This window comes from Pseudomonas sp. PA-4-8C (assembly GCF_021606625.1).
Classification (GTDB): Bacteria; Pseudomonadota; Gammaproteobacteria; order Pseudomonadales; family Pseudomonadaceae; genus Aquipseudomonas; species Aquipseudomonas lactis.
In genome coordinates this window covers 1-12,516 of sequence record NZ_WKCD01000159.1, presented here as the reverse complement: position 1 = coordinate 12,516, position 12,516 = coordinate 1, and the positions used below count along the sequence as shown (strand labels likewise).

General features: G+C 54.9%; 9 protein-coding genes, 1 pseudogene and 1 riboswitch. Of the genes and pseudogenes, 5 read left to right on the top strand and 5 right to left on the bottom strand.

Features of this window, described 5'->3' with window-relative positions; translation table 11 throughout:
* Positions 1-2,059 (bottom strand): hypothetical protein (locus GIW04_RS20230; RefSeq protein WP_236306837.1); only part of this gene is annotated, 2,059 nt, incomplete at its 3' end.
* Positions 2,043-4,331, bottom strand: a complete 2,289-nt coding sequence (locus GIW04_RS20225) for a hypothetical protein (protein ID WP_032894803.1) — start codon at positions 4,329-4,331, stop codon at positions 2,043-2,045. The genes GIW04_RS20225 and GIW04_RS20230, both read right to left, overlap by 17 nt.
* A 78-nt stretch (positions 4,332-4,409) precedes the next feature.
* Between GIW04_RS20225 and GIW04_RS20220 the strand changes: the two are divergent.
* Positions 4,410-4,817 (top strand): annotated as a pseudogene (locus GIW04_RS20220) (cation:proton antiporter domain-containing protein); the annotation flags it as partial.
* Here the strand turns inward: GIW04_RS20220 and GIW04_RS20215 are convergent.
* The 3 genes from GIW04_RS20215 to GIW04_RS20205 form a co-directional block, all read right to left on the bottom strand.
* Positions 4,811-5,698, bottom strand: a complete 888-nt coding sequence (locus tag GIW04_RS20215; RefSeq protein WP_003194983.1) for a formate/nitrite transporter family protein — start codon at positions 5,696-5,698, stop codon at positions 4,811-4,813. The pseudogene GIW04_RS20220 and the gene GIW04_RS20215 sit on opposite strands and share 7 nt — an antisense overlap.
* Before the next feature lie 71 nt (positions 5,699-5,769).
* Positions 5,770-7,689, bottom strand: coding sequence for a patatin-like phospholipase family protein (locus GIW04_RS20210; protein WP_034133968.1), 1,920 nt, complete (start codon positions 7,687-7,689; stop codon positions 5,770-5,772).
* Between the two features lie 100 nt (positions 7,690-7,789).
* Positions 7,790-8,194, bottom strand: coding sequence for an acyl-CoA thioesterase (locus tag GIW04_RS20205; RefSeq protein ID WP_003194988.1), 405 nt, complete (start codon positions 8,192-8,194; stop codon positions 7,790-7,792).
* Between the two features lie 199 nt (positions 8,195-8,393).
* A riboswitch (S-adenosyl-L-homocysteine riboswitch) is annotated at positions 8,394-8,500 on the top strand.
* A 21-nt stretch (positions 8,501-8,521) separates the two neighbouring features.
* Here GIW04_RS20205 and ahcY point away from each other — a divergent pair.
* The 4 genes from ahcY to GIW04_RS20185 all read left to right on the top strand — a co-directional run.
* Complete coding sequence (gene ahcY, locus GIW04_RS20200) at positions 8,522-9,931, top strand: adenosylhomocysteinase (protein WP_003194990.1); 1,410 nt, start codon at positions 8,522-8,524, stop codon at positions 9,929-9,931.
* Positions 9,932-10,109: 178 nt separating this feature from the next.
* Positions 10,110-10,955, top strand: a complete 846-nt coding sequence (gene metF, locus GIW04_RS20195) for a methylenetetrahydrofolate reductase [NAD(P)H] (protein ID WP_003194992.1) — start codon at positions 10,110-10,112, stop codon at positions 10,953-10,955.
* 79 nt (positions 10,956-11,034) lie between these two features.
* Positions 11,035-12,117 carry a hypothetical protein gene (locus tag GIW04_RS20190; RefSeq protein ID WP_003194994.1) on the top strand — a complete coding sequence of 361 codons (1,083 nt, stop codon included), beginning with the start codon at positions 11,035-11,037 and terminating at the stop codon, positions 12,115-12,117.
* A gap of 63 nt (positions 12,118-12,180) precedes the next feature.
* Positions 12,181-12,516: substrate-binding periplasmic protein (locus GIW04_RS20185; RefSeq protein ID WP_236479154.1), on the top strand; the 336-nt coding region annotated here is incomplete at its 3' end.

The following is a 12,516-nucleotide window of genomic DNA, read 5'->3' as shown; positions in this document are numbered from 1 at the left end:
CACGCGGCCGCGCCAAACCCTGGGCTGGAAATTCCCCATAGAGGTGCTGACCGAGCACCTGCAGCTCCTGGCGACCAATAACTTGAATACGGTCAACTGACTGTTGCACTTGGAACTTGAGTCCGCCCTGTTCCTTCATCAACGCACGTAACGATTTATAGTTATGCACATCACCAGTGAAGAATTTCTCAGCAATAATTTGGGCTTCCGCCCCACGGAGGGATGCGCCATCTGTGGCATCTGTAATGTACCTCCATGCATGCTCAATATCGTTATGCCCGAGAATCCAACGAAGCGTATCTATGCGTCCTTTCCCATATGCGTGAAAGAACAACAGGGCCGCTACACGGCGCAACTGGTGCTGCCTGATATAATACCGAAGCCCTACTTCATTAACTTCGCTCTCAAAGTAGTCACACAAGAAGTCAAAGCATGTATTCATGCTCATTTTTGTGGCGGAATATATTAACTTTCTGCCATGCAAAGACGGAACGGAGAATATAGTAGGAGCTTCCGCCGAGAATCCAGCATTGATGAGCTCCTCCTGAAGGCGTACTAATTGCCCAAGCATCTGTACCGCAAGGGGATCAATAGGTCTGGCATCGGATTTCCGGAGACCATACGTATTGGTTGTGCTCTTTTCTCTCATGAACATCAGCCAAGTATTCGTGGAGTCGAATGCTCGGGCCGACGGGATCTGCAAAAGCTCATCTATTCGGCGAGCCATAAGCAAACCAACAACAAATTGAATAGCACCAATATAAACGTAGACAAGTTCAAGCAAGCCTGCATTGGATCTTAGCCGCTCAAAATAGTTCTGCTTCGTTCCCTTTCGACTTTCAAGACCACTGCCATCGGCATCACTTGTATTTCTACAACCAAGCCCCAGTTTTGTCACGCCGTGATGTTTCAAATCACTGCCAACAATTGAAACAACCTGCTCATCGGTTAGGCTTGTAAGCGTTGTGTCATGCTCATCACAGTATCGAGCCAACCTGCAAAACCCCTCAATAACGAGAGGGCCCAGCTCGTAATGAAACTCGACAGCACCTTTGAATAATTTAAAAATCGTGCCGGACGGCACTGTCACATAACGACCAGGTTTGGCTAGCTCTGGCATGTAACCTTTAATTCTATCCAAAACTCGCTCATTGGGCCCTGGCACTCCAAGTTTCTTGAGCAACCCCATTCCATACAAAAAGTTGTAAAATAGCCTGTACTGGGATTCGGCCATGAGACTTCCCGACCTAGAAGTAACCTTTACTCCCTCCATCTCACGCTTATAGGACTCACCAAGCGGATAAAAACTAAGAATTTCATGCCTAGGCTTGGCCATGTCCCCACGGATAGTATTTGGGTAAACCTCGGCTGAGATGCGTACAGAGTTTACCGTATAGCCAGCACCTCTATGTCCGTCGTAGTGGCCTTTATAATATAAAGCGGCCCGAATACGTGGAATATCATCAACGGAAACATTAAGCTCGTTGGACTCGAGCTGAGTAGAACTTATCTCTAACATCGACGGATTCTCTTCCAATATGGAAGCAATCGTCGCGCCTGGTATTTCATCCAAGAGCGCTAGAGCATACTTACTCAATTTTTCTGACCAATCATACAGCGCTTCGGCCACGGAGGATTCTGAAGACAGCTTATTTAGGATCCATTTCAAATCGCCTTCAGACAAGCCTGCCAATCCGGCACTTGAAAGCTTGAGCTCATGTGCGTGAATTAGCAGGCAGTCAATAACACCCACGGCGGCGTGAAACTTCCGTCTTAATGTCTCAACACTTTGAGAATTAGCCATTTCAACCAGGCTATTTCGCGTGGCGCCAATGAGGGCGTATTTAAGACCGTTCAACAGATCTAGGTTTTCGTCATCGGTGAGGTATGAATTGTTGTCTAGGGCTACCTTCCAGTTTAGCAGAATGGGATCGCCGTTAAAATTCACGCTCCAGACGAAAGCATTAAAATCAGTGGTTAGCCAGGATGCTTTACGGAAAGCTTCTGCTGGCGCTAAGCGAGGCTCGCCGAGGAACCCAAGTTTAGATGGAGCATTCATATACAAACCTCTCCACAGACTCTGCGCTAGCTGTTAATGCCGCCTTGTGGAGATCACTCCGATAAGTGGCATCTCGGTGCTTACTAATCTCCCCTTCTAGAAAGCCTGCGTAACTCGCCCAGTAGACTGCCTTAGCACTAACCTTCTGATTGGGTGGCGCTTGCTCAACAGCCAATTTTATCGAGAGCAGCACGCTCAAAATATCGACAGACACTAACGCATATACAGTCCCGTCGTTCTCAATCTTTTCATGATGCCCATCTGGATCTTGAAGATACGCAGGAATATCTCCAAAAGCATGATTCACTAGAAAAGCGTCTAATTCAGCCAAGCTTGAGAAATTGCTGGCCCGAAATAAAAACGGACTATCTTTAAGACTATGACAAATTAAGATCTTGTTAAATACTCGCATGCGCCTTTCATGCAGGAAATCGATAATCACCTTGGGCAAATAGTGATCCATGAGGTTAGGATCGTAGCTCTCATGACCTAAAGCCTGAGATGTAGTTTCAGCGCTATGCGTCTCAATAAATATCTCGGTTACTCTGGATGCGCGTACGGAAGACGCACTCACCATCTCCAAAAACTTAACGAGATCATCTTCAGACATGTCCGTATGAGGACGAAATTGAGCTAAAAGATTGTTTCTCAAATACGTACCAGGTTTAAGTGTTGACCTCGACCACGGGGTTAGGGTGCTTTTGGCAGGCGGTGAAAATGCGTTACCGCATGTAATGAACAGCTTCCTCCATGAGGGATCACCCTGTGATTTCAAATACTCACGTAGGGGCGCAGTGATCTCAATAATTTGGTCGACCAAAGCTTTAGTTTCTGAGGTTAGCGTGATTTTTTGTTCAGACCTTCCTGCCCCCTTACGATCCTTGTACCCCACCAGCTTATACACCGACCCGTCCAGTACATATCCAGATCTCTGCCCATGCTTATTCCAAAGATCGAAATCACCCAGAAACTCTGACGTAATTATCGGATGCCTTAGAATAATTAGGAGCTTAAATGGCATTAGACTCCCCGCCAGTGGCATCCCCATATAGCTGGCTAAATCAGAAGCAGGAGTCTGAGAATCTTTTGTATCCACTGACAAGGAAGCGTAGTGGCTGTATGGCTCTCCGTACCCGTAGGTTTCGAAAATACAGCAAATATTTGGGATTATTAGTAGGTGTCCCTTCTTACGTTTAGTTGTATCTACCAACTCTCCCTGCGCAGCGAGCTTTTTACGACGAAGAACCCTACCATATAGATCTGCTATCTGAGCCTTGGCCCATCCCTCAATAATCTTCAGCCGCTTAGATATGGAAATAAATAATATTTCAATAGCTTCAGACTCAGTAAGATGTAATGGTATTTCCATTACGAGCTTGACTTTTACATCAGCGCCATCTTCGTTTTTTCTGATATTAGTCGACTGACCATCGATTCGCTTCGCAGGTGCTAACGGCAGCTTCCCTCCCAATGGCTCCGCCCATACACCTGGAAGAATGAAAATCTTCTCAATGAACCCAATATACTTATTCCAAGTCTTCATTTGCGCGTCGATATCCAGCCCCAAGGCCTCGCCACTCATGAAAAAACTTTCCCTGAAATCCCAGAAGAAATTGTAAATCATTGTCGAATCGTTAAACGTGTATTCAGGCCAAGAATCACTATTCTGACTCAGAAAACCAGCCATCTTATTCGGCATAGTTAACTGTGTAGCTCCATACCCTGAAATATGGAGTCGTAGCTGCTCATACAGGCGGGATGTAAAATCATGACCATGACTGTTATGAATATTGGCAAAGTGACAATACAACGTGGTGCCTTTACGGTTTTCTACAGGCCATCCAGTCCAATATTTGACTTTACGCTGGTCAACCCCATGAAGTATTTTCTTCCACTTCGCATTATATTTTTCTCTTAGTCCACTTCCATATTCTGTCGGCGGCATGGAAGGGACGTAATTACGCGCTTCGAGCAAAATATCTTGCAGATAAACGGAAATCTTCGCGCGCGTCACGTCAGACGTACCGACCAAATCCTGTTCGAACAGCGCTCCTTGAAAACCCGCAACGATGTGGGTCAGCTCTGACGACGAAAGCTTCAAGAAAGACAAGGGCTGGTTGGTGATGTCACAAAAGCATTCGAGAAGCTTCAATGTCGTCGTCGACGGCACCTTCCTACGCTCAGCGCAACGCTGAAACAACTCCACCACATCAGGCGCCAGAGCTCGGAAGGGATAGGTTTCGATGGGCGATCCTTTTTTGACGATTGTCACTTACAAAATCCGTGGTGAGCTGGCTGTAATCTCCATTCTACAGGCATTCCGAATAACTGACAAAAAAATGCGAATGGCAAAATTTGGGAACTGCTCGATGACATGCTCAACGCGCTGCTGTTTGCGCTGATCGGCATGGAGCTGCTGCTATTGCCATTCAACTGGCTGCACGTGTTCGCGGCGAGTTTGCTGGCCGTGGCGATCCTGCTCTCGCGCCTGCTGACCGTGGCCCCGGCGATCCTGTTGCTGCGCCGCTGGCGCTCGGTGCCACGCGGCACAATCCGCATCCTCACCTGGGGTGGCCTGCGCGGCGGCGTCTCGGTGGCACTGGCCCTGGCCCTGCCCCTGGGCCCTGAGCGTGACTTGTTGCTGAGCATCACCTATATCGTGGTGCTGTCCTCGATCCTGTTGCAGGGGTTGAGCATCGGCAAGCTGGTCAAGCACGTGACCCGGGGCGAACCCCAGGCCACGCCTGAGCATCACTGACCCTTGTTGATCTGCTGCGGATGCCTCGGGTCCGCAGCCTTTTTACCTGGCAGGCTGCTTTCGCTGCGAACCTGCGCATGGCTGATCAGCGCAAAGATGAAACTACCACCGATGATGTTGCCGGCCAGGGTCGGCCCGGCGAAGACCAGCCAGAAATCCTTCCACGGCAACTCGCCGGCAAACACCAGGTAGGACACTTCCGCTGAACCGACGACGATATGGGTGAAGTCGCCCAGCGCCATGAAGTAAGTGATCAGGATGATAATCCACAGCTTGGCGCTCTCCATCGACGGGATCATCCAGACCATGGTGGCGATCATCCAACCGGAGACGATGCCCTTGGCGAACATCTGCGCGGGGTCGTTCTCCATGACCTTGCGCCCGATCTCGAGGAAGGCCAGGTCGGTCTTGGTATCGAAGATCGGTAGGTGCAGCATCACGTAGGCCACCAGCAAAGTACCGCACAGGTTGCCCACCAGCACCACCGTCCACAGCCGTAACAAGCGCGCGGCATTGGCCAGGGTCGGCTTGCTCATCACCGGCAGCACGGCAGTCAGGGTGTTTTCGGTAAACAATTGCTGACGGGCAAGAATCACCGCGAGAAAGCCTGCGCAATAGCCAAAGCTGGCGATCACCTTGAATTCCTCACCGTCCGGCAGCCGCGAATTGAGCAGGCCCATGCCCATCAGCGACAGGCCCATGGTCAGGCCGGCAGCCAGCGCCGACCACCACAGCGCGGCCACATTGCGCTCCAGCTCCTGATCGCCTTGGGTACGGATAATTTCGTGTAATACAGCCGCGCGAGGCGGCTGGTTGTCATCAACGTCCTGCTGCTCTTCCTGCGACAGGTTGGGGGTCTTGCCGTCTGCTTGAGTGGCCATGATGTACCAGAGTCCAAGGGGTGCCTGTAGCTACGACACGCCGCGACGATGGCTGTTCAGTGGCACCGCAACTAAACCGGAATACGCCAGGCCTTGGCCTGCTCCACAGTGGTAGAGCTCAAGGATGTACTCCAGGGTTTATTACGCGCCCGGTAGTGTTTGACGATGCCATCAAGCACACGGTTAAACTCCGCTGGCGTCGTCGCCTCGCCCAAATCACGCACCGCGCGTTGCAATAACTCTACGTTGGCAGCCGGCTGGCCAGGGCGGTATAGCGAGGGATAAATGACTTCGCGGATAAAATTCTCTGCCTTTACCCCAATATCGCGTCTTTGCATTTCGCCAACGGCGCTCGTTAACACCTTGGACATGCCTGAGCCATTGCCCGACGCCAGTTTGGCGCCCACCTGCAGCAGTTGCTGAAAATTGCGCTGGCCTGGCGCATTCAGGCGCTTGCCCAGCCATTCGATATCCTCGGGCCTACGAGCGAGGGCGTCTAGATTGCGCAGTGCCGAGGCTATTTTTGGCGTAATCACCAGCGACGTGCTGGATTGATTCGCCTCGGCAATCGCAGTGTCCAACGCCTGTAACGCCTGCTGTGCGTCCTTGCGAAAACGCAACGCCTCGGCGCCGGCCGGGTCCTTTTGCAGATCATCCTGTACGCTGGCGAGCACTTGATCATCCATCGCCATCACGGCGTCGTTCAACGAGGGGAATTCATGACGCTCACGCTCCAGCTCACGTTTTTGCAGATGCCCTGACACCGCCTGGCGGGCCTGGGACTGCAAATGCTGTTTCTGCTCAGGGGTCATGGTGAAGTTGACGGTGCCATTGAGCAGGCCGCGAAAGTCGCCTTTGCCCGAGCTCAGTGGCAGCGTTACCGTTTGCTCCGAAAACTCTTTGAGCCGGTCATCCTGATAGCTTTCAGCCGCGGTGTGTGGCGTGCCGGTGATCGTGTCGACCAGAGAGCTGAAAAAACCTCCGCTTTTTGGGGGGGCTGATGGTTTGTCAGACTCGAACTTGACGATCAGGGCTTCGTCCTTGCCCAGGGGGCTTTCCGGGAAAGAACGCTCAATAATGCCTGGCGCCGGGGTATTGAGGAGCAAACCACCGTCCTGAAACGCCGTGACCTCTGAAGCAGCCTGAAACCCGTGGCCCTGTTCGGAAGGGCTCTTGAACAACCCAGGCAGCGCCCCCGAAATAAGCGCGGCGCGGGCGATATCCATATCCGGTGTGAGGCTGGCATTGAATGTCACCAACTGCGGGCGACCATCGAACATGCCCGTGCCGGTGATGTTCAGTTGCTTGATCGCCGGAATATGCCGGCTCAAAATTTCCAAGTCGCGAAACGTCGGCCCTGCGCCAGCGCTTAGCCGGTCGGCAATTTCCGTGACCTCGGGCGGTCGGTTTGCCGCTGGCATGCCCGCGATATGGGCGAGAATAGACTTACGTGATTCATTACGAATCAAGTCTTCCAGCGGCTGCCCCTCGGTTTGCAGGCGCGGCAGCAACGTCAGCAGCAGTTGAGAGATATTACCCGCCGGCCCTGGCACTTTCCCGACGTATTTGCCGATCTGGGAACTGGCCTCCTGCAACCACGCAGTGACCGGGTCTTTGCTATTGAGCAAGCTGGGCAGGTCAAGGTTATTCGACAGTTGCGTAAAGGCCTTGGCATCCATGCCGCTGGCGAGCAGCGCTGCGGAAATCGCGCCGGCAGAAGAGCCGGAAACCACTTTGACGCCTTTGAGTTTGTCGGCCTCTTCAAGCGCCTGCACCATGCCTGGAAAGGCGATGCCCTTGGCGCCACCGCCACTGAGCACCAAGTGAGCAGGCGGCGGCGGTGACAGCACCACCTCCACACGTCCATCGCTGTGACGATAAATACTCAGGTTGCGCTCGCCCACACCTTTGACCGGAGGCGTCTTTACATCCTGGTCGGTGGTTCGAGGCAGAGGGCGCTGGTTTTCTACAACAGAACTGGAGACTTTCATACACGAGGCTCTCTCTACAGGGTGTAGGCCTGAGTGATGAGAGAGCCTCGGATAGATCCATGTGGAATGATTTGGTAACGCAAATCACGCCGTGCAGTTGTTACTCGGGAAGACTGTCGTCCTTGAACTGGTCCTTCACGTACTTGATCTCGGTGCGACCGTGGGGCGCCGGCAAACCGTCTTCGCCCAGGTTGACGAAGACCATTTTTTCCACGGTCAGGATGCTTTTGCGCGTGATCTTGTTGCGCACTTCACAGGTCAGGGTGATGGAGGTGCGGCCGAACTCGGTGGCGGTGATGCCCAGTTCGATAATGTCGCCTTGGCGCGAGGCGCTGACAAAATTGATTTCCGAGATGTACTTGGTGACCACGCGCTGGTTGCCAAGCTGGACAATCGCGTAGATGGCCGCTTCTTCGTCGATCCAGCGCAGCAAGCTGCCGCCGAACAGGGTGCCGTTGGGGTTGAGGTCTTCGGGTTTTACCCATTTGCGGGTGTGGAAGTTCATGATCACTCCAAAGCGTCTTGCCAAATGATGGGCAACATCATGGCAGAGCCAGGGCCCAAGCTCTATGAGCCATTAGCTATCAGGCCCATGAGCGATCTTCATGCCGCCGGATAGAAAGGCTTGGGAAGTGCCGCTGACACGGCTATAATCGCCTCCGCTTCAAAACGGTCATCTTCGATTGATACCGTTCTCCCGCCACCTGTCCGAGGGGCGCTGCAGCAGGTTCAACCTGTCAGGCTCGGATGGGGCGTTGTCCGGCCTGGTTGCCCTGGCCTGATACTAAACGCACAACGGCGCCCATTCGCACCCTACGAATGGAGGCTCTCTATGAGCGCTGTAATGACGCCTGCTGATTTCAATGACTACAAAGTCGCCGATATGTCCCTGGCTGCCTGGGGCCGTCGCGAAACCTTTATCGCCGAATCCGAAATGCCAGCCCTGATGGGCCTGCGTCGCAAGTACGCCGCTGAGCAGCCGCTCAAGGGCGCGAAGATCCTCGGCTGCATCCACATGACCATCCAGACTGCCGTGCTGATCGAAACCCTGGTTGCCCTGGGTGCCGAAGTGCGTTGGTCGTCGTGCAACATTTTCTCGACTCAAGACCAGGCCGCTGCCGCTATCGCTGCCGCCGGTATCCCGGTATTTGCCTGGAAAGGCGAGACCGAAGAAGAGTACGAGTGGTGCCTGGAGCAAACCATCCTCAAAGATGGCGCGCCTTGGGATGCCAACATGATCCTTGACGACGGCGGCGACCTCACCGAGTTGCTACACAAGAAGTACCCGCAGATCCTCGACCGCGTCCACGGCGTGACCGAAGAGACCACCACCGGCGTACACCGCCTGCTGGACATGCTGGCCAAGGGCGAGCTGAAAATCCCGGCCATCAACGTCAACGACTCGGTGACCAAAAGCAAGAACGACAACAAGTACGGCTGCCGTCACAGCCTGAACGATGCGATCAAGCGCGGCACCGACCACCTGCTGTCGGGCAAGCAAGCCCTGGTGATCGGCTACGGTGACGTGGGCAAGGGTTCGTCCCAGTCCCTGCGTCAGGAAGGCATGATCGTCAAGGTCTCCGAAGTTGACCCGATCTGCGCCATGCAAGCCTGCATGGACGGTTTCGAAGTGGTTTCGCCGTTCATCAACGGCCAGAACGACGGCACCTCCGCCTGCATCGACGCAGCCCTGCTGGGCAAGATCGACCTGATCGTCACCACCACCGGTAACGTGAATGTGTGCGATGCGAACATGCTCAAGGCCCTGAAGAAGCGCGCCGTTGTCTGCAACATCGGTCACTTCGACAATGAAATCGACACAGCTTTCATGCGCAAGAACTGGGCATGGGAAGAAGTGAAGCCGCAGGTACACAAGGTTCACCGTACCGGCGCTGGTGATTTCGACCCACAGAACGATGACTACCTGATCCTGCTGGCCGAAGGCCGCCTGGTGAATCTGGGCAACGCCACTGGTCACCCAAGCCGCATCATGGATGGCTCGTTCGCCAACCAGGTGCTGGCGCAGATCTTCCTGTTCGAACAGAAGTACGCCGACCTGTCGCCCGCCCAGAAAGCCGAGCGCCTGACCGTGGAAGTACTGCCCAAGAAACTCGACGAAGAAGTGGCCCTGGAAATGGTCCGCGGCTTCGGCGGCGTGGTGACTCAACTGACCAAGACCCAGGCCGACTACATCGGCGTGACGGTTGAAGGTCCGTTCAAGCCGCACGCTTACCGCTACTGATCGGCCTTGCTGGCGCCGGCTCTTCTGTGGGAGCCGGGCTTGCCCGCGATGCAGACGCCTCGGTGTTCCAATAACACCGAGCTGATGCTATCGCAGGCAAGCCAGCTCCCACAGAAAGCCAGGCACCCGCATCGATTGCGTATGCCTTCCAGGCTTTCGAGTTTCCAAGGGTATGACCATGTCCCAAGACCGTCGCTACAGCTTCGAGTTCTTCCCGACCAAGACCGATGCTGGGCATGAAAAACTGATGACTACTGCCAAGCAGTTGGCCAGCTTCAGCCCTGATTTCTTCTCCTGCACCTACGGCGCTGGCGGTTCGACCCGTGATCGCACGATCAACACCGTGTTGCAGCTGGAAAGTGAAGTCAAAGTTCCCGCCGCTCCGCATTTGTCCTGCGTGGGCGACAGCAAAGCCGACCTGCGTAGCCTGCTGACCCAATACAAAGCCGCCGGCATCAAGCGCATCGTTGCCCTGCGTGGCGACCTGCCATCGGGTATGGGCATGGCCAGCGGTGAGCTGCGCTACGCCAACGACCTGGTGAGTTTCATCCGCGAAGAAAGTGGTGATCACTTTCATATCGAAGTGGCCGCTTACCCGGAGATGCACCCCCAGGCGCGCAATTTCGAAGACGATTTGCAGAACTTCGTGCGCAAGGCCAATGCCGGCGCCGACAGCGCAATCACCCAGTATTTCTTCAACGCCGACAGCTACTTCTACTTCGTCGAGCGTGTACGGGCGATGGGCGTGAATATCCCGATCGTGCCGGGCATCATGCCGATCACCAATTACAGCAAGTTGGCGCGCTTCTCCGACGCCTGCGGCGCCGAGATCCCTCGCTGGGTGCGCAAGCAACTGGAAGCCTATGGCGATGACGTCAAAAGCATCCAGGCGTTCGGCGAGCAGGTCATCACCGAGATGTGTGAGCAATTGTTGCAAGGTGGTGCACCAGGGTTGCATTTCTATACCCTGAACCAGGCTGAACCCAGCCTTGCCATCTGGAACAACCTCAAGCTGCCACGTTAACGCTTGCCCAGTTGTGCCAAGGCCCTCGTTCTGACGAGGGCCTTTGTCGTTTTACGTTACCCACGGAACCCCGCAGTCCATGAATACAGTGCCCCCGACGTCCCGCCCGCAACTGGTCTACCTGGTCTTCGGCGCCGACACCTACCATCAGGAAGCGGTATTCAGCATCGCCAGCGCACTGGCGTTCCTGCAGGACACGCCGGACGCGAACATCGACATTCAGGTATTCAGCGACAACCCCGAGCCTTATCGCTTGCTGCCGGTGCGCGTCCGACCGTTGGACGAGGCCACCCGCAAACGCTGGAGCGAGCCCCACGGCTATCACTTTCGCACCAAACACGTAGTGCTGCGCCAGGTGCTGCAAGAATCCCCGGTGGCACTGCTCATCGACACTGACACCTTCTTCCATCATTCGCCCATGGCCCTGTTCGAACGCGTACAGCCCGGCACTCTGCTTTGCAACGCCTTCTACACCAAATACGGCGACAACCACGAAAGCATCCTGTACACCGCCCTACGCCAGCGCCTGCTGGACATGGGCGTGGCTGACGATGACATGATGACCCTCAACTCCGGCGTCATGGGCCTGACCCAACAGGATGCGCACATCCTCGACCGCTCCATCGAGTTGATGGATGAACTGTTTCCCCATGCCCAGGGCGCGTACACCCTTGAAGAGTTCTGCCTGTCCATCGCCGCCTACCGCACCGTCAAGGTGCGCGAGTGCCCGGACCTGATCCACCATTACTGGAGCCGCAAACAGCTGTTCCGGGCCAAGGTCAAGGCGTGGATCGCCAAGCACGCCAGCGCGCCCACCAGCGCACAAGCCCTGGCCGATACGCGCCAGGTCTCCTCGCACCTACCGCGCCCGCCGCGTTTTCAGCGCTTGATGTACAAGCTGATCACCCTGCTGCTGCCCAAGCACCAGCAACAGTTCATCCGCGAAATCCTCTACGGCTGCTACGAACACGAAAACGAGTTCGACCAGGCCTGCGGCCCGGTCTGGTGGGACAAGGCCCGACAAAACCAGGAAGAACGCCAGAAGCGCCCGCTTGATGCCCACCAGCTGGAACACTGGTTCGCCAACCCCGTGGTGCGTTTGATTCTGGGTGAGCGCCGCGCCGCGATCCACGAACACCTGCTGAACGCTCCCGCGAAGTAAGACCGCCCGCCAATGCGCGTGCCAGAGCTTCTCTTTCTGTGGACAGCGTCGTAACCTCAGGGTATGCCCGTCTTCTTCAAGCTGTTCACCGCTGTGTTGTTTTCTTGCCTGAGCCTGGCCGCTCATGGCGAGAAACTGCGCATTGTCACCGAACCCTGGGCACCCTATGTCTACGAAGACAACGGCGTCATGGCCGGCCTGGATTATGAAACCACGGTGATCGTGTTCCAGCGCCTGGGGGTGGAGGTGCAATGGCAGTTCCTGCCCTGGAAGCGCTGCCTGGCGATGCTCGAGCAGGGCCACGCCGACGGCGCGCTGGATATTTTCCACAGCCAGGAGCGCGACGCCTTGCTGCTCTATCCCAGTGAGCCGTTGTCGGAAGTCGAATTTGTCTTGTTC